At 48.4% G+C, this 18,460-nt stretch carries 16 protein-coding genes and 1 pseudogene; 6 read left to right on the plus strand and 11 right to left on the minus strand.

Going from position 1 to position 18,460, the window contains the following annotated elements; genetic code table 11:
* Positions 1 to 145 precede the first annotated feature (145 nt).
* The 3 genes from FC43_RS09935 to FC43_RS09945 all read left to right on the plus strand — a co-directional run bounded on the left by FC43_RS09935 (position 146) and on the right by FC43_RS09945 (position 3,248).
* Complete coding sequence (locus tag FC43_RS09935) at positions 146 to 1,150, plus strand: D-2-hydroxyacid dehydrogenase (RefSeq protein ID WP_056955537.1); 1,005 nt, start codon at positions 146 to 148, stop codon at positions 1,148 to 1,150.
* A gap of 217 nt (positions 1,151 to 1,367) precedes the next feature.
* Positions 1,368 to 2,330: an L-lactate dehydrogenase gene (locus FC43_RS09940; protein ID WP_019205420.1), complete on the plus strand. Its 963-nt coding sequence runs from the start codon at positions 1,368 to 1,370 to the stop codon at positions 2,328 to 2,330.
* Between the two features lie 105 nt (positions 2,331 to 2,435).
* A complete protein-coding gene (locus FC43_RS09945) occupies positions 2,436 to 3,248 on the plus strand; it encodes a hypothetical protein (protein ID WP_056955538.1) in 813 nt (270 codons plus the stop codon).
* Between the two features lie 147 nt (positions 3,249 to 3,395).
* Here the strand turns inward: FC43_RS09945 and FC43_RS09950 are convergent, their stop codons facing one another.
* Positions 3,396 to 5,117, minus strand: a complete 1,722-nt coding sequence (locus FC43_RS09950; RefSeq protein ID WP_156648389.1) for an ABC1 kinase family protein — start codon at positions 5,115 to 5,117, stop codon at positions 3,396 to 3,398.
* Positions 5,118 to 5,401: 284 nt separating this feature from the next.
* Here FC43_RS09950 and gdhA point away from each other — a divergent pair.
* A pseudogene (gdhA, locus tag FC43_RS09955) lies at positions 5,402 to 6,737 on the plus strand (NADP-specific glutamate dehydrogenase).
* 65 nt (positions 6,738 to 6,802) lie between these two features.
* On the opposite strand, the gene glyA reads toward gdhA, so the two are convergent.
* Entirely contained in the window at positions 6,803 to 8,035 is a 1,233-nt protein-coding gene (gene glyA, locus FC43_RS09960; protein WP_056955540.1) for a serine hydroxymethyltransferase, read from the minus strand.
* Between the two features lie 133 nt (positions 8,036 to 8,168).
* Between glyA and FC43_RS09965 the strand changes: the two genes are divergently transcribed.
* The gene (locus FC43_RS09965; protein WP_056955541.1) at positions 8,169 to 9,302 is read left to right on the plus strand and encodes a hypothetical protein; all 1,134 of its coding nucleotides are present in this window, start codon (positions 8,169 to 8,171) and stop codon (positions 9,300 to 9,302) included.
* Between the two features lie 124 nt (positions 9,303 to 9,426).
* On the plus strand, positions 9,427 to 10,551 hold the full coding sequence (locus FC43_RS09970; RefSeq protein ID WP_056955542.1) for an aminotransferase: 1,125 nt from the start codon (positions 9,427 to 9,429) through the stop codon (positions 10,549 to 10,551).
* A 52-nt stretch (positions 10,552 to 10,603) separates the two neighbouring features.
* Here FC43_RS09970 and FC43_RS09975 read toward each other — a convergent pair whose 3' ends face one another.
* The 9 genes from FC43_RS09975 to sdaAA form a co-directional block, all read right to left on the minus strand.
* On the minus strand, positions 10,604 to 11,485 hold the full coding sequence (locus tag FC43_RS09975) for a helix-turn-helix domain-containing protein (RefSeq protein WP_056955543.1): 882 nt from the start codon (positions 11,483 to 11,485) through the stop codon (positions 10,604 to 10,606).
* 130 nt (positions 11,486 to 11,615) lie between these two features.
* On the minus strand, positions 11,616 to 12,347 hold the full coding sequence (locus FC43_RS09980) for a LutC/YkgG family protein (protein ID WP_056955544.1): 732 nt from the start codon (positions 12,345 to 12,347) through the stop codon (positions 11,616 to 11,618).
* Positions 12,340 to 13,854, minus strand: a complete 1,515-nt coding sequence (locus tag FC43_RS09985) for a LutB/LldF family L-lactate oxidation iron-sulfur protein (RefSeq protein ID WP_019205411.1) — start codon at positions 13,852 to 13,854, stop codon at positions 12,340 to 12,342. Before FC43_RS09985 ends, FC43_RS09980 begins: the two co-directional genes overlap by 8 nt.
* The gene (locus tag FC43_RS09990; RefSeq protein WP_056955545.1) at positions 13,855 to 14,661 is read right to left on the minus strand and encodes a (Fe-S)-binding protein; all 807 of its coding nucleotides are present in this window, start codon (positions 14,659 to 14,661) and stop codon (positions 13,855 to 13,857) included. It abuts the gene before it with no gap.
* A 294-nt stretch (positions 14,662 to 14,955) separates the two neighbouring features.
* The gene (locus tag FC43_RS09995; protein ID WP_056955546.1) at positions 14,956 to 15,939 is read right to left on the minus strand and encodes a lipoate--protein ligase; all 984 of its coding nucleotides are present in this window, start codon (positions 15,937 to 15,939) and stop codon (positions 14,956 to 14,958) included.
* The gene (gene lipA / locus FC43_RS10000; RefSeq protein ID WP_019205407.1) at positions 15,939 to 16,817 is read right to left on the minus strand and encodes a lipoyl synthase; all 879 of its coding nucleotides are present in this window, start codon (positions 16,815 to 16,817) and stop codon (positions 15,939 to 15,941) included. Before lipA ends, FC43_RS09995 begins: the two co-directional genes overlap by 1 nt.
* Before the next feature lie 6 nt (positions 16,818 to 16,823).
* Positions 16,824 to 17,081 carry a lipoyl domain-containing protein gene (locus FC43_RS11150; RefSeq protein WP_056955547.1) on the minus strand — a complete coding sequence of 86 codons (258 nt, stop codon included), beginning with the start codon at positions 17,079 to 17,081 and terminating at the stop codon, positions 16,824 to 16,826.
* Positions 17,082 to 17,250: 169 nt separating this feature from the next.
* Entirely contained in the window at positions 17,251 to 17,565 is a 315-nt protein-coding gene (locus FC43_RS10010) for a metal-sulfur cluster assembly factor (protein ID WP_056955548.1), read from the minus strand.
* Positions 17,552 to 18,451: an L-serine ammonia-lyase, iron-sulfur-dependent, subunit alpha gene (sdaAA, locus tag FC43_RS10015; protein ID WP_056955549.1), complete on the minus strand. Its 900-nt coding sequence runs from the start codon at positions 18,449 to 18,451 to the stop codon at positions 17,552 to 17,554. Before sdaAA ends, FC43_RS10010 begins: the two co-directional genes overlap by 14 nt.
* Positions 18,452 to 18,460: the final 9 nt, after the last annotated feature.

Raw genomic sequence — 18,460 nt, forward strand, 5'->3', positions numbered from 1 at the left:
TGGGGGGCAGCCATGTGCTTAATTCAACTTAATCTAATTATCATTTTTATGTTAAGAAACACTGTCACCCGTGAAACGAACGTTCTCAGCAACTGCTCTAAATGCTAAACTTTATTTAACAGCAATTAAATAATGAGGTGAGCACATGTACTCGATTAAAATGTATGGCGTGAAAGCTGAAGACCGGCCCTTTGCCGAGCGGTGGGCCCAAAAGCATCAAGTTAAGCTTGCAATGACCACCGATGTCATCAATGAAGACACCATTGATGACGCCCGTGGATTTGATGGGGTTACCACTTTACAGGTAACGGATATTCCGCGGGAAGCCTATGCTCGTTTTCACGCAATGGGAATTAAACAAATTGCCCAGCGCAGTGCGGGATATGATATGTACGATTTAGCAGAAGCCACGAAAAACCACATCATTATCAGTAACGTCCCATCCTACTCACCGGAGTCAATCGCTGAATATGCTTTAACCACGGCCTTAAATTTAGTGCGGCGGGTTCCGCAAATCCAACAACGCGTTGCTGCACATAATTTTACCTGGCAAACACCAATCCGCGGCCGCGTAATTGGCAAGATGACGATTGCCGTCTTGGGGACCGGTCGAATTGGGGCACACGCCGCGCGACTTTTTCACGGAATCGGCGCCAAGGTGATTGGTTTTGATCGTCATCAAAACCCGGCCCTGACCGGAATTGTCACCTATGTTGATTCGATTGAAGAAGCGGTCGCGCAAGCCGATTTGGTATCCTTGCATATGCCAGCAAATGACGCTAACCACCACCTCTTTGATGCCAACATGTTTCAGCACTTCAAACGCGGCGCCTACTTAGTCAATACCGCACGCGGTTCATTAATTGACACCCAAGCCTTGCTTAACGCATTAACACAAGGACAGTTAGCTGGCGCCGGGCTGGACGTTTACGAGCATGAAGGCCCCATCGTGCCTTTGGATTTACAAGGCCAACCCCTGGCGGATGAGTTATTTAAGCAATTGCTGGCTTCCGAGCGCGTTATCTATTCACCCCACGTCGCTTACTACACCGATGAAGCCGTTGCAAATCTAATTGAAGGGGGCTTAGATGCCACCCTCGATGTCATCTTACATGGTGATACTGCCAATCGGGTTAACGACCTCGCTTAAGTTTGCACAAAGAAAGGATTAGTGGCGGAGCGAATTAAATGGTCTAGGCAATTTATTTGTAAGCAGGGCATTTCACAAGCAATTCGGGGCATTTCAGCTGTAAACGCTTGACATTCAAAGAAGATCCATCAATAATGAATTTGTGAGCAAACGTTTGTCATTTAATGACAACGGTTAGATTAAGGATTGTAGATTTTAGTTACAAGGAGGAGCATTCATGGTTATGAATCATCGGAAAAAAGTTGTTATGATTGGGGCTGGGGCTGTTGGGACCGCCTATGCCTACTCGATGGCCCAACACGCGTTAGCAGATGAATTTATCATCATCAACCACACGAAGAAGAAGGCCGTTGGGAACGCTTTAGACTTGGAAGACGCGGTGGCCGCTTTTGAAACCCCGGTTCACATGGTGCCAGGGGATTACGCCGACTGTGCGGAAGCAGATCTGGTTGTTATTACGGCAGGGGTACCACAAAAGCCTGGCGAAACGCGGTTACAATTAGTCAACAAAAACCTGGCGGTTATCAAAGATATTACTAAGAACGTTGTGGAATCTGGTTTCCAAGGGATCTTCTTAGTTGCCGGGAACCCGGTTGATATTTTAACGAATGCGGTCCGGGAATTCTCTGGTTTCCCGGCTAACCGGGTCCTATCGTCTGGGACGTCGCTGGACTCTTACCGGTTGCGGATTGCCTTAGCGAAGTTGTTCAATGTCAGTTCACGCAGCATTGAAGCTTACGTAATGGCTGAACACGGTGATTCCGAATTCGCTGCCTTCTCAACGGCAACGATTGGGGGTAAGCCATTACTGGAATTTGCTAAGGACCGGGGTTACACCTTAGACGAATTAAAAGAAATTGAAGATAACGTCCGTCACAAGGCTTACAGCATTATCGAAGGTAAGGGGGCGACTTACTACGGGGTCGCTTCTGCCTTGGTTCGGATTACGGAAGCCATCTTACGCAACACGAATGCGGTGATGCCAATCGGCGCTTACATGACCGGAGAATACGGCCAACACGGTGTCTACTTAGGGACGCCAGCCATTATTAACGCCAACGGGATTGCCCGGATCATCGAAATGCCGTTAAACGAAGACGAACAAGCGGCCATGGCAAATTCGGCTAAAACCTTACAAGACATCCAAGACAATGCCCGCAAGGAAGGGTTCTTACCATAAAGATAAGCCGTTACTGTTTAAGTGTCCTAGCAATAGGACACTTTTTTTGTCCCCCATGATTCTGTTATACTAACATTAAGAATTTTATCGAAAGGGGAGATGGCCATGAGCCATAAAAAATCACACCATGCCAAGGACCTGCCTGCCGTTGCTCCAACCAGGGAAGGGGACTTAACCACGCCCAGCCTCAAGCCCCAAGATGAAGCTAAACTCGCCCAATTGTTAACGAAGCTTCAGCCGCAAAGGAAGGAGGCATTGGTTCCAATGAGTGCCGCTAAGGCGCGCCGGGTGCTCGCTACCCCAGTTGCCAGGCGCACGCAACCGCCGATTGAAACCCTCAAAGCGCTCCGACAAGTCTTAAACAGTCCTGCCAATGTGCTGATTTTAGACCTGGAATTTTATGGGACCGGGGCAGAAAACACCCATGTTGGTCAGCTGGCAGGGCGAATTTTTGGCCGTCATGAACAGTTTAACTATACTGTTTTTCAGCCTAGTGACATGGCCCCAGTCCAACAGCTGAAATTCCTTAAAACCACCAATTTGACCTACCAAGAAGCCATCAAATTCGACCTTGACACGACCATGCGAAAAATTCAGCATTTTATTCAACGCCAACCAATTGATTATTTATTAAGTTATGATAATCACTTTGATTTACACGTTTTAAATGGTGAAGCCCAGCGACACCAGTGGCCAACTGAACGCTGTTTTTGGCAACAAATCCAGCTAATCGACTTAGCTGCAATTTTAAAAACGGACGCTTTAAACGGCAAAGCAATGGTCTCATTGCGTAGCTTGGTTGGTCTTTTGGGATTGCGACGTGAATTGCCGTTTCATGAAGCCCAAAACGATGTTGAATACATTAATCGGGTGCTGCAAATTTACGCGTTAGATGCCAATCAAAATCTTTTGCAGTAGCAAATGTTATGCAAATCAGCACAAGTACAAATCCACACGTAAAAAGGTTAAAAAGTTGATTTGATAATCTTTTTTAAACTTCTGTCATTAAAACTGAGATTTTAATGACAGGTATGTTTTAAACTAATCTGCCCTTTAAACCTTGTTTTATTTACGATTATTGCGCCACCGGCGAACTCGGTGCCACACCTCACTGACCACTAAGATCACAATGATCCCAATGGCAATGGCGTACCCCACGACGCCCAAGCGATAAATGTGTGGGTGGTCAATGCTGCTTTCAACTAACATTGACGAACTAAGAATCACAGCGGCCAAAATAATGACAACTAAAAGCCGGTTGGCAATCCGTTCAACTTGTTTGAGTAATTGGCGTTGACCTTCATAGCGCAATTTCACCTCAATTCCACCACCGTTAAAGGTGTCCAGAGCAGTATCAAGCCGTTCCGGTAGTTGACCCGCCGAATCTAAGACCGACCACAATTTAAACACAGCATCATCGGCTAAATCACGGACTTTCAACTTCCGTTTGAGGTAAGCTAAGCCGAATGGCCGGGCTACAGCCATCATTGAAAGTTGCGGGTCAAGGCGGGCAATCGTTGCTTCCAACGTTCCGAAGGCTTTGATCAACAATGTTACTTCTGGCTTAATTTGGAGATTGTTCTCCTCACAAAGCTGAATAATCCGGTACAACATATTTGAAAAATCAATTTGACCGAGCCCTTGTGCTAAGTACGGACGTAAAAAAGTACTTAACTCTCTGGTAAAGCGTTGCTGGTCGAGTTCCCCCGTTTGATTGCAAATGGCCAGGGTAGTTTGGGCGATCCGGTGGTAGTCTTTACTGGTGAGCGCCAAAATCACCTCCGCAATCCCGTCCGCAATTACTGGCGTGAGACGCCCCATCATGCCAAAATCAAGGTAAACCAACCGGTAAGGTGGTAACGGTGTTTGCTGCTGATAAGTAATTGAAGTTTGTTTAAATTCATGCGTAACCGTCTTACTGGTAGTCATCTCCCCGGCCGGAGCCGGTGTAACAAGCAGGTTGCCTGGATGAGGATCGGCATGGAAAAAATGATCGACAAAAACTTGCTTCATAAAGTTATGAACTAACGCGGTTGCAAGCAAGTGATTGCGTTCTTGTTCTTCAGCCGTAGCAGCATCAAAGAAATAGCGAATGCTCTTTCCTGTCATCGCTTGGTTAACTAACACCTGCGGGGCACAAAATGACCGGTAAACTTCGGGCACGATAAAAATCCCCTGCTTATTATTCAAGCGGTAAAATTCTTCCCCATTTTTAGCTTCATGAAGGGTATCAATTTCACTCAACAGTGAGCTGCTGACTTCATCCAGGGTCCGGTCCAAATCAACGACGGCCGTCTTAGCTGGCACATACTTGATCATTTTAATCGCCCGCCGCAACAAGGCTAAGTCAGTACTGACCAGCTGAGTAATTGCTGGATGTTGAACCTTCACGACTACTGGGGTGCCGTCTAACAATTGGGCATGATGCACCTGACCAATTGAAGCTGAGGCAAACGGTTCGGGCTCAAATTGTTTAAAAACAGCGCTAAGCGACTTTCCGGTTGCCGTTTCAAAAGTATGTTCCACACTCGAAAACGGGTCTGCTTTAACTTGATCTTGCAGTTTACGAAGCTCCTTTACGTAGTCGCCTGAGACTAAATCGGGGCGAGTCGAAAGGATTTGGCCCAGTTTAATAAATGTGGGCCCTAACTCTTGTAGGGCCCCACAAATCGCCTCCGGCTCCCTTTGGTGGTAAAAATTGGAGATGAAATGGTATTTCCGCATCACGGCCATAATTTGCTTTAGGCGGACGCTTTGTTTAAGTTCTGCCGGTTGCTGTTTTTCCATTGTTGACTCCCCCATCTCTACAACTAACTTATTGTCCTCATTTTACCGCATTTATTGAAACATTGGTTAAAAATCGTGGCCTCTTAGCAACGGAGAACGCACTAATTAGTTAAAATTTTTAAATTGCTACTCATTCGTAAGCGTTTTTTCTTAATTGATTAAAGTAAAATGAGAAACTTTTAATCTTAGTCCAAGAGACGCGTTGACAGGTTCGCTTAGCCTCCGATATACTTTTAGGTGTTGTTAGATAACACTTTTGCTCAAGTGTAAGGAGGAATTTGTCGATGTCTTATATTGATGATGTATATACCCGTGTTGTTGAACAAAACCCCGCTCAGCCGGAATTTCACCAGGCTGTTAAAGAAGTGCTTGAATCAATTCGCCCAGCCGTTGAAAAAGATGAAGCCAAATACCGGCAACTCGCTTTGTTAGAACGGCTGACGACGCCCGATCGGCAACTCCTCTTCCGCGTGCCATGGGTTGATGACCAAGGCCAAGTACAAGTTAACAATGGGTACCGGATTGAATTCAACAATGCCTTAGGTCCTTACAAGGGGGGGCTTGCGGCTTCACCCTACTGTTAACCTGGGAATTTTAAAGTTCTTAGGCTTTGAACAAATTTTCAAAAACTCCCTGACGACCTTGCCAATTGGTGGGGCCAAAGGGGGCTCAGACTTTGACCCAAAGGGAAAGTCTGACCGGGAAGTCATGGCCTTTTGTCAAAGTTTTATGACTGAGCTGCACAAGTACATCGGGGCCGACATCGACGTCCCAGCTGGGGACATTGGAACGGGCGCCCGGGAAATTGGCTATCTTTTTGGTCAATACAAGCGCTTGACCAACCGCTTTGAAGGCGTCTTGACGGGGAAGGGCCTCGAATGGGGTGGCTCCTTAGCCCGGACGGAAGCTACCGGTTATGGTTTGCTGTACCTGGTGAATGCCCTGCTCAAGGACCACGCTGATGACTTGGCGGGTAAGACCGTGGTCGTTTCCGGCGCTGGGAACGTGGCGACCTATGCCGTCGAAAAAGCGCAACAATTGGGTGCTAAGGTCGTGACCGTTTCTGATTCAACGGGGTGGATCTATGACCCCGCTGGGATCGACGTTGCTTTGCTCAAAGAGGTTAAGGAAGTTCGCCGGGAACGTTTAACGGCGTACGCCGCCGAACGTGACAGCGCTGAATACCACGAAGGCCGTGGCGTTTGGGCAGTTAAGGCTGATGTCGCCTTGCCATGTGCGACCCAAAATGAATTGACCTTAGATGATGCCAAGCAGTTAGTTACCAATGGGGTTAAGGTCGTAGCTGAAGGTGCTAACATGCCAACGACTTTAGATGCAACGAAGTACTTGCAAGAAAATGGCGTGCTCTTCGTGCCTGGGAAGGCCGCTAACGCCGGTGGGGTTGCCGTTTCTGCCCTTGAAATGAGCCAAAACTCCGAACGCTTAAGCTGGACGTTTGAGGAAGTAGACGGTCAATTAAAGCAGATTATGGAAACGATTTACGACAACATTGCCACCACGGCAAAAGAATTTGGGGCGGAAGACGACTTCGTAGTTGGGGCCAACATTGCCGGATTCTTAAAGGTTGCCAAGGCGGTTGAAGCCCAAGGGGTTTGCTAAACATCCCCTTGTCAGTAAAAAAAGGCTAGTCCCACGGGACCGGCCTTTTTTATTGGGCTTAATTATTAAATTGGGTACTTAGTGACTAATTCAGCTACCCCAGCCGCCACTGCCTGTAAGTTGGCTTGGTCGGTCGGCGCTGCTAAGGCTTGTAAGATTAACTTAGCTACCTGCTGAGCATCGGCTTCCTTAAAGCCCCGGCTGGTAATTGCTGGCGTCCCAATCCGCAGCCCACTCGTAACAAATGGACTGCGCGGATCATTCGGAATTGATTCCTTATTAGTGGTAATGTGAACGGAATCGAGCAAGGCTTGAGCTTCTTTCCCCGTCAATTCAGTCTTGGTTAAGTCAAGGTTCAATAAGTGATTTTCTGTTCCCCCAGAAACAACCCGCACCAGATCCGATGCTTGGAAAACTTCAGCCATCGCGGCGGCATTTTTAACTACTTGTTGGATATAATCAGCAAACGCTGGTTGCAAATCTTCATAGAAGGCTTGGGCCTTGGCCGCAATTACGTGTTCCAACGGTCCCCCTTGCGTCCCTGGGAAAAGAGCAAAATTAAATTTTTTACCCAATTCAGCATCCTTAGAGAGAATCATCCCCCCGCGCGGCCCCCGTAACGTCTTATGGGTTGTCGTGGTTACTACGTCTGCCACCGGAATTGGACTAGGGTGCGCACCGGTAGCGACCAAACCAGCAATGTGAGCCATATCAACCATCAAGTAAGCTCCAACTTCATCCGCTATTTCACGGAAAGCTTGCCAATCAATAATTTTACTGTAGGCCGAAGCCCCAGCGATAATCAGCTTTGGTTGCACTTCTAAGGCTTGTTGCCGAATAGCAGCGTAATCTAATTCCTCAGTTACCGGATTCAAGGCATAGCCATAAGCTTGATAGTTTTGCCCCGAGAAGTTCACTTTTGCGCCATGGGTTAAGTGTCCCCCAGCATCCATCCCCATCCCGAGGATAACATCCCCCGGCTGAAGTAAAGCTTGATAAACGGCCATATTGGCTTGCGAACCAGAGTGGGGTTGCACGTTTACGTACGCGGCCCCAAATAATTCCTTCGCGTAATCAATTGCTTGTTGTTCAACTTGGTCGATGAATTCACAGCCCCCGTAGTAACGCTTGCCGGGGTAGCCTTCCGCATACTTGTTGGTCAAAACCGACCCTTGGGCTTCCCGGACCGCATCAGAAACGATATTTTCCGAAGCGATCAGCTCAATTGTTGCCTGTTGTCGTTCTTCTTCTTTTGCCATTGCTTGCCAGAGTGCTGGCGCCTTTGCTGCATATTGCATGGAATCATCCCTTCTGATGTCTATTGTTGGTTGCTTTACCTTTATTGTAGCAAGAAACCCTCCGCATCGACCAGTCTTGGCACTGAAAAATGGTACAATTAAAAATAATGACTACTGAGAAAGGATTGATAAAATGGCATATGCATTAATTTATACCGCAAAATCAAGCGGTAAAACTTCTTATTGGGCCAACCCTGGTTTTACTGGCAACAGTAAACGAAAGTATACTTGGGAAAACCCGGGTGAAATTCACTTTGAGCAACTTAAACAACAATACCCGACCCTGTTTGGCAATAAGAGCACAGATCGCTTTGAAATCTTAAACTTAGCTACCGGGCAAAAACAACCAGTTGCCACGCCCCCCGCCCCTAATTACCAAGTCAAGCGCAAACCGACTCAACCAACCCCGCAATCATTAACGGCCCACCCGAAAATGTTTAGGAAGACCCCTTACTTGATTGTCTTAGATAGTCCAAATCAAACCCGGCGGTACTGGAGTAATTCCCAAAAGAACTTCATTAAATCAATTAATGACCGGCTGTCTCGCTGGGCCGATTTAGCAACCGCCCGCGAAAGTTTAAAATGGCTGCTGAGCAATGACCAATTCAAGGAGCAATTCGCTAAAGGAAGGGTAACCATTCTGAACGGCCAAACTGGTGAAGCCGTCCTTTCCCCCGCCGAAGTGGCTAAACTGGCGACTAGCGTTAAAGCTGCTCAAACTCTGCCAATTCAAGCAGCAAAACAAGGCCAACGTGCTGCCAACCAGACCCCGGCTCAACGTGCCTTGGACCAACACTTTGGCCAACTGCCGACCGAAGCTGATCTCCGGGATGATACGGCCTTACCGGATGAATTACCAGGTATCGATTTGGCTAAGTATGACCCAGCCTTAGTCTTCGGCGCCGCCAACTACTTGATTGACTCCTTAAAAGAGCGCAAAACTGTTAACCAGTTGCTGAAAAAATACGATGGCGCTATTTTGCAAGATTACTTGCACGTGTTGGAATTCGTCGGTTTAGCCGATCTAGACATCCAAGACTTCACCAGTGCCTTTCAGGCCAACCGGCAAGAGCGCCGGCAAATTAAAAATTTAAGTCTCTTACTAAATGCCCTCGCCCAAGCATTTGATCCCGACAAATTCTGGGCCGCGCTAAAAGATGACTCCGCTAGCAACCAGTACCACTTCCGCTCTGCCAGCACGGCCAAACAACTGCAAGCGATGATTAAGTCGTTTCAACAAGGTACTGCGGACCGCCCAAATGAATAACCATTTATCCTTAGTTGGACTGGCAACTGCCAAGTCCAACTTTTTTTGTCCCTCTCCCGATCTTGAATGCGCTTTCGTGATAACGTATAATTAATTTAATTATTATTAGTCAGGAGGCATCATCATGGTTAAATTTGCTGAGTTTGGGGTTGAAGCGTGGCTCAATCGTTGGGAAAAACAAGCCCGCTATGATATTTCACAGAGTACGATTGCCTCAATGACGCTGGCAGAATTGTTCCAGCTAACGGGGGATGATTTACCCAGTTTTTTGGCCGCAGCCACCCAAATGCCCGAAAACTATGGTTGGATTGAAGGCTCACCGGATTTTAAAACGGCGGTTGCCAAGCTGTATCAGCAACTTTCACCGACCAACATTTTGCAAACCAATGGGGCAACCGGGGCCAATCTCCTCGCTTGCTTGGCACTAATCGAACCTGGTGACCACGTCATTGCCGAGTACCCCACCTACCAACAACTGTACGATGGTCCCAAAGCCCTCGGCGCAACCGTTGATTTTTGGCATCTCCATCCGGAAACCAATTGGCAACCCGACCTAACCGAACTACGCCGTTTACTGCGGCCCAACACAAAGCTAATTTGCCTTAACAACGCCAACAACCCGACTGGCACCGTTTTGTCGCGCGATACCCTGACCGCTGTTGTGCAATTGGCAGCCCGCGTGGGCGCTTACGTCCTAGTAGATGAAGTTTACCAACCCTTTGCGGCTCCGCAGGTCGTACCGATTGTCGACCTGTATGAACGCGGTATCAGTACCAATTCACTATCCAAAACGTACTCATTGCCCGGCTTGCGGATCGGTTGGTTAGCCAGTCCGGACCAGCACTTAATCAATCAAGTTCGTAAACTTCGGGACTACACCATGATTTGTGGCGGAGTATTGAATGATCAATTTGCGACCTATGCCTTACAGCATCGGGAAACTATTTTAGCGCGTAATCGAGCCCTGATTCAGGCAAATTATGCATCCTATCAGAATTGGTTACAACAAGAACCCTTGCTCTCATTACAGCAACCAGCGTTAGTCTCGACTTCCTTCCCCCGCTTGGCGATTAATGAACCAACGCAAGCCTTCTGCCTCAAATTGTTGAAAGCAACCGGCGTGTTACTCGTCCCCGGGGAAGCCTTTGGTCAGCCTGGCTATGTTCGGTTAGGCTACTGTGCTCCCCAGGCAACCTTACAAGCCGGTTTGACGCGCTTAAGTCATTTCCTCCATCACCCCAGTGTCTAAGCCCTAATCAAACTAAAACCGCGCCAAGCTTTGACTCCTTGACGCGGTTTTGCTATTGGGCGGATAAATTTTTTTGAAGGGCCATGATCTGAACCTGCACCGACTGGTTCCGGTTTAGCCGGGCAAAGGCCAAGGCATCATTCAAAACTGTTTTGATCTGGGGTAATTCACCATGTGCCAAGATCAGGTTCTTGGCTTGCAGCAACTTCAGCCGGGGTAAGAAATAAGTCACATGCTTCACCCCGCACAGGTCCAAAGCCATCTCAATTAATTCGTTACTTTGGGTAACTTCTTGTAATAGCGAATGGTATTCGGCCAAATAATACATTAAGGTCAACATTTGAAAGTAGCGTTCCCCTTGCAACTCCGCTGCGGTCGCACTGGTCACCAAATGGTTTAGGTACGTAGCAACCTTATCAAAGAAGAAGGCCGCTTGTTGCAAATCTTCTTTCCGGACATACAACACCCCTTTGCCTAAGTAGGCCAATTGAGAATAAACCGTTTGGTGCTGCTCGTCTAACGCATCGAGAATTTGGGCAAACGAAAATAACGCCTCCGCTGGGCGCTTATTGGTTAACACCGCGGACATCCCTTCGAGGTAGTAATAGTGCATTTGCTCTTCGGGCACTTGAATTGTCTGCGGGTCCAATTTTTCCAAAAGTTCCTGCACGCGACCGTAATTTTCAATCATCAAATTTTCTTCAATCAGCGTTAATAAGTCCCGCAGGTAACGAATTGACGACGGGTCTTGCGTATTCAGGTCATCAATGCTAAACCCCAGTCGTGCACACAGCTTACTTAAAATTGCCAACGAAGGAATTTGCAAGCCATTTTCAAATTTACTTAAGGTTGATTGCGTACAGATCCCTTGACACAGGGTTACTTGCGAATAACCTAACTGCTTGCGCCGTTCAACAAACCGTTGCGTATCCACCCATTTTCACTCCCCTACGAAATATTCTTGTTACTTGAAGCTTACCACACTCTAATTGAAGGACGCAATCTTTGTACGCGATATAAAAAAATCTTCTTGTTGCCAAGGAGCGGGCAACAAGAAGATTAGTCTAGCGATCCGTAACAATGACATAGGCACAATCAACCGGGCCGTGAACCCCGACCACCAATTCCATTTCAATGTCCCCGGAATTTGATGGACCCGAAATAAAATTAATCGCCGAAGTCTGAAAGCCGTCCGCCAGCGCAGCTTCATATTTTTCCACTGCTTGCCGGGTGGAGCGAACCAAGCCACTTTGGGGAACCAAGGCCAAGTAGTGTTCCGGCAAGTAGTTAAAGGCGCGGCCTTGCGCTGGCGTTGTCACGACCGTAATCGTCCCGGTATTAGCAATCAGGTAATCGGCAAACCCAACGGCTAAGTCAGCTTGGTCGGCTGCTTGGGCATTTTGCGCCCGATCAGCCGGCTCAGGCGACCAGACCGTTGTCGTGACCCCCTGCGGATGACCAGCCCAATCTGCAAGGTGATAGGCCTCCCATTGCGCTTCACAGACCCCCGGCAACAATAGGGTTTTGGCTTGAATGGTTTGAAGATATTCATCTAAGAAGCTGGCCAACTCATCGCTGGTTTTCAGATACACTTTCGCCGCAACGGCTTCGCTGTTTTGCTTTGCAGTTGCCAACAACGCTTGCGGAGCTTGGTTTGCCAACACTTGGTCGGGCAAATCATTTAATGGTTCAAACGGTTGAACTTGATGCCGATCCCGGCCCGCTTGTTGGGCCAGGTGGTTGAGAAATTTTTCTCGGTTTGCCTTGGTATTGGCTTGCGCTAATAAATCAGTCATCCGCTTTCTCCTCCTTTGCTTTTACTGCCGGTGCCGGTTCAATGGGGTGATGGTTTTGGTACCAGTGGCGGAAATTATCCTTACTCTTGGGCGGCGTCGGAATATCCCGCAGGTCGGCCCAGCCGTGGACCAACTTCGGCGCCGCTTTGGGCAGGTGATTAATTTTGCCCCCTTCGTACATTCCCTGCACGTCATTTTTACCCATTGGTTTACTAAACGGCGCCGCGCCCGAATGCGCCATCTTCATTGCCGTTCCAAACAAGGCTGGCGAGCCAGTTCCCACGCCAACCATCTTTAAAATCAGGTTCGTCATGGAATGATCGAGGTGTTTTTCATCCATTTCAACAATCCGGTGCTTACGAATCAATTCATGAAGTGGAATCTTGACTGGACAGGTTTCCGTGCAAGCCGCACATAATGAGCACGCATACGGCAATTCTTCAAACTGATCATAACCGCCTAAAATCGGTGACAAAACTTTCCCGACGGGACCCGGATAAATTGAACCGTAGCCTTTTCCACCAATGTGACGGTAAATCGGGCAGACATTTAAACAGGCCCCACAGCGGATGCATTGTAAAATCGGTTCAAATTCTGTTCCTAACGCCCGGGAACGGCCATTATCCAAAATTACCACCCAAAAATCATCCGGACCGTCAACTTCCCCAGCAACTTTGGGACCCGCAAAGGTACAGTATGTGGTCAGCTTTTGGCCGACCGCTGAACGAGCCAACATATTATCAAGGACTTCGGCTTCTTTCATGCTTGGGACAATCCGTTCCATCCCCATCACCACGACCTGCGTTTTCGGCATCGCCATGGTAATATCGGCATTCCCTTCGTTGGTATCCAGATTGATCATCCCTTGATCCGCAATGGCAAAGTTACACCCGGTAATGCCAAAGTCGGCCTGCATAAAGTAATTTCGTAAGTAACCCCGCACAAAGCGCGCCATATGCGCGGGTTCATTATCACCTTGGTAACCAAGTTTTTTAAATTCTGCTTGAATTTGATCCCGGTTTTTGTGCAAAGTTGGAAAAACAATGTGGGTCGGTTCGTCCCAATTGTCTTCTTGCAAAATAAATTCTGCGAGGTCACTTTCCAACACTTCCACGTCGGGCAAGGCGGTTAAGGTTTGATCTAATTCAATTTCGTTGGTGACCATTGATTTAGATTTCACGACCTTATGCGCCTGCTTGGCCAAGACTAACTCGCGGATAAAATCCCGGGCCTCAGTTTCCGTTTGGGCAAAGAACACGTGGCCACCCCGTTTTTCCACGTTATTGGCAAACATTTCCAAGTAATCCGGCAAGTATTTTAAAGTGTGCTGCCGAATTTGTTCTGCCAAATCCCGCCAGTCATTCCAATGGCCCATTTCCCGCCGGGCTCGGGTCCGCTTAATAAATTGAGCGTCTTGGGCTTTGGCGACTGCCGCTTGCATAAAATGGTCTTGTTTGGCATCTGCCACCCGTTCTAAAAATGGCTTATCACTGGTTGAGATCCCCATTTAAAACACTCCTTCCCCATTCGCTGGCACAACCGCCTCATCAACATCGGCCAAATATTTGATCCGGTTGACGTCCACTTGGTGGTTTAACACTTCCGCAATGTGCATTACTCGAATCGGGTGGCCCAGGCGATTCATGCGGCCGGCAATGTTCATCAAGCATGATTGCTCGGTCCCAATTAAGACTTCGGCTTCCGTATCGATAATATTTTGCACCTTTTCATCCACCATGCTGTCAGATAATTCTGGGTGTTTAGCCGAGAAAGTCCCCCCAAAGCCACAGCATAATTGAACGTTTTTCAATGGGATGCGATTCAAACCTTTAACATGATCCAGTAAAACGAACGGGGCCGTGCGTTCACCAATCAACCGGGTCATATGACAAGACCGGTGAACCGTGGCCTTGGCATCTAACTCTGCGCCACAATCAACAATCCCCAACACCCGGTAAATAAACTGACTGAATTCGTAAATTTTAGCAGCCACTTGCTTGGCTTTTGGACCATACACCGGGTCATCCTTTAGAATCGCTTCATACTCCTTAATCATGAAAACGCACGAACCTGACGGACCAACGATGTAATCAGCATCAACACTGGCCAAGGCGTCGATTTCATTTTTGAAGGTTTTCATGCTGCCAGCGGCGTAACCACTGTTGTAAGTTGGCTGTCCGCAACAAACTTGCTTGGTTGGCAAAAAGGTTTCGCACCCCAAGCGCTCTAAGACTTCAACCATTGCTCGGCCAACATTTGGAAACAGCAAATCAACCAGGCAGGTTGAAAAAATACATACCCGTGGCTTTGTCATCTTAAGGCCTGACCGGCATCCCCGTTCAGGCGGCCACCTCCTTTGGTTTCAATTTAGTGCGTTTATTCACCTATCATTATACAACCGTTTTCAACTAAATCGTCAACTTTTTTCACAAACCAAAAAGCACCAAAAGACTTTATTTAAAGGCATTTCTAAACATTCCTAATTGGAATATTTCACATTCTCATGTGGAATTTGCGGTTAGCTTCCGGCAATGGCCTTGCAACTAGCTTCACAATCCAAAAAACCGGTGCGCTAGCCAACGCACCGGCTTAACTTTAAAACGCACTACTAGCTAAAGCACAGGGCCGTTAAATCAGCCGCACTAATGTTGACGATTGGCGTGGCCGCTAGCAGAGCTGTCAATTGGGCCTGAACGGTCGCGGGACGGAAGCGTTGACCGACTAAACCCTGACTTAAGCGTGCAACATCAACATCGCTAAAGAAATCACCATTGAGGCGGAAAGCCGTTAAAACCCCGTGTTTGACCGTTAACGACAGCTTTACCAAGCCCCCACCAGGGAAATAGCGTTTTTTAGTTATTTCCGTTAGTGGCGTGGACTGGTAGATAAACTTGTCGTTAGCAAAAATTGCTTGTTGAATCCCATCGACGGCTCGCCATTGGGTTGGCGTTAAGGTTAGCGGCGTCACTTCATCCGCGGTTTGCTTGATACTGGCTAATAACCGTGCCCGAAATTCAGCCGCCATCATGGTTGGCAGGCCAGTCTTTAAATTAATGACCCGTTGGTGAACCGAAGCAATATGCTTGGACCTAAGCTTTAAGTTATCAACGTGTAAGGCCGTCGCCATTGTCTTAACATCCGTATCAAAGAGTAAACTGCCGTGGTGAATGACGTGACCAAAGCGGTGATACTGCGCGTTTCCGGAAAACTTCCGCCCTTGAAAAGTCAAATCATTTCGGCTCGACTGTTGCACCGGGAGTCCCATTTGTTGCAGCGCTTGACAAATTCGCGCGGAAAACTGCGTAAAGTCAATTTTGGCCGTGGTTGCTGGGGCAATGAAACTATATTGAAAACATCCCGGATCGGTATAGATCGTCCCACCACCGGAATAGCGCCGCGTCACTTGTAATTTTTGCCGTTCAGCAAACGCCAAGTTAACTTCCGCTAATGCATCTTGATATTTTCCCAACATAATCGTCGGCCGGGTTGACCACAACAAAAAGACCGTACTGGGATAATCTTGCTGTGCCAGCCAATATTCTAACGCAAAAAGTTTCGTCGCATCATTACTGGTTGTTGGCAAATACAACATCAGCGCGTCACCCCCACGGCCGCCAGTTCCGCGCTGGCCTTATACGAACTCCGCACCAACGGCGAACTGGCCACGAATTTAAAGCCTTTTTGCATGGCGACCCGGTAGTAGGTCTGGAAGCGTTCCATCGGCACCCATTCCCGCAATTGATAGTGCTTTGGTGATGGTTGCACATACTGGCCAATTGATAAGAAATCTACACCAGCGGCAATCAAATCGTCCATCGTGGCATAAACTTCCTCATCTGTTTCACCAAGCCCGAGCATAATCCCTGTCTTGACGTAGGTCCCCGGAGCCGCGTGTTGATGGGCATAGCGCAAAACGGCCAGGGAGTGATCATAGGTAGCGCGCCGATCCCGAACCAAAGGAGTCAGCCGGCGAACTGTTTCCATATTGTGGTTAAAGACCTCTGGTTGCGCCGCTAACACGCGCTGTACCAAAGGCGTTTTGCCTTGAAAATCAGGCGTCAGCACTTCAATCGTCGTCTGCGGCGTTAGATGGCGGATGGCCTGAATTACCCGCACAAACTGATCCGCTCCTAAGTCAGGCAAATCATCACGGTCCGTGCTGGTGACGCAAACGTGCTTAAGACCTAATTTTTGAATTGCTTGGGCAACATGTAGTGGCTCCGTCAAATCAACTGGGGCTGGTCGTTTATGGGGCACATCACAGAAATGACAATTACGAGTACAATTGGGCCCTAAAATCATAAAGGCGGCCGTCCCCGTCCCGAAACATTCACCGATGTTGGGGCAATTTGCTTCGGCACACACGGTATTTAAATGCAATTGGTCTAGCAATTGACTGACTTGCTTCACTTGTGTCTGATCATAGCGAACCCGGAGCCATGCTGGTTTCTTTGTTTGCGGCGTTGTCATATATGCTCATCTTCTTTCAATCATTTGCACCGTGACCACCCCGACTACTTCTCCGGCTTTAACGGTAGCGCCTTCGTCAACCCGCTGTTCGGCTACTACCCCCGTTACTTCACTCGGGACTTCGCTGATGACCTTTTCTGATTCGACTTCAAACAGGACTTCCCCCTTTTGAATGTGCTCACCAACTTGCTTTTCCCAGGTCCCAAAAAAGTATTGATCTGATTTGGGACTTAACTTCGGCATTCTGATTTCCGTTTGATGCATCCTTTTCCCCTTTCTGGTCGGCGCAACGTCAACCAAGCCAACTGAGACAAATCTTTATTTTAGTTTCATTGTAGCACTCGCACTCGTTGTCAGCGGAACCGTTTTCATACGATCTTGGCATCAAAAACAATTCCAGCAAAAAAGCAGTCCCCGTAATCAGAGACTGCCTTTAGTGTAAGCCCAGGGCGATTTTCGCCGCCTGACTCATTCGTTCAATTGTCCACGCTGGTTCCCAAACAAATTCTACGGCAACATTCTTTACCTCAGGTACCACCATCACGGCTTGTTTTACCTGACTTGCCAAGTAACCAGTTAACGGGCACCCCATCGTTGTTAAAGTCAGTTCAATCAAGCAAATACCTTCGCAATCAAGATCAATGGTATTGACCAACCCCAGATTAACGATATCGATCTGTAACTCCGGATCGATTACCGTGCTTAATTGCGTCACAATTTCAGTTTGAATCAACTCAGCCTTTCGCATCCGAAATCGCTCCCATCGTTTGCCCAAAAATTTTGGTGCGAATTTTTTGGCCCGTCGGGGTCCCGGCTAAGCCACCCAAGCCCGTTTCCCGCAAACTGGCTGGCATGGCCTGTCCGACCTGCGCCATGGCCTGGATGCATTCATCAGCCGGGATCAGGCTCGTACACCCAGCCAGGGCGAGGTCAGCAGCGATCAGCGCATTGCCGGCGCCAATCGCATTTCGTTTCACACACGGAACCTCAACCAGCCCCGCGATCGGATCACAAACCAGCCCTAACAAGTTGCTCAACGCAATCGCAACGGCTTGTGCACTTTGGGCCGGCGTTCCCCCCGCGGCTTCAACTGCTGCCGCCGCAGCCATTGCACTGGCTGACCCGACTTCTGCCTGACAACCTCCCGTTGCCCCAGCAATCCCGGCTTGGTTGGCAATGATCAAGCCAATCTCACCGGCCGTAAATAAGAAGCGAATTAAGGCATCACGAGTTAAATGGCGTTGTTGCTTTAACGCCATCATCACGCCCGGCAAGGTTCCGGACGAGCCTGCAGTTGGGGTGGCACATACTACGCCCATGGCTGCATTTACTTCATTAGTCGCCATGGCTGCTTGTACGGCACTTAACATCAGATCGCCACTCAGCGATTGATTTTTGGCCCGATAAGCGCAGAGTTTGGCTGCTTCACCACCGGTTAACCCCGTGGCTGAGCGCACCCCTTGCGCGCCCTGTGCTGCGGCGGCTTCCATCGCCGTTAGATTTTGGGCCATCCGCTGCCAAACTTGCCGTTGACTTTGACCACTCGTCTCACACTCAGCTTGCATGATCAATTCCGCCAAGCTCTGGTGGTTTTGGGTTGCTGCTTGAACTAGTTCGTCAATCCGGTTAAACATTGCTGGTTC

It is taken from the genome of Limosilactobacillus ingluviei DSM 15946, from assembly GCF_001435775.1.
GTDB lineage: Bacteria > Bacillota > Bacilli > Lactobacillales > Lactobacillaceae > Limosilactobacillus > Limosilactobacillus ingluviei.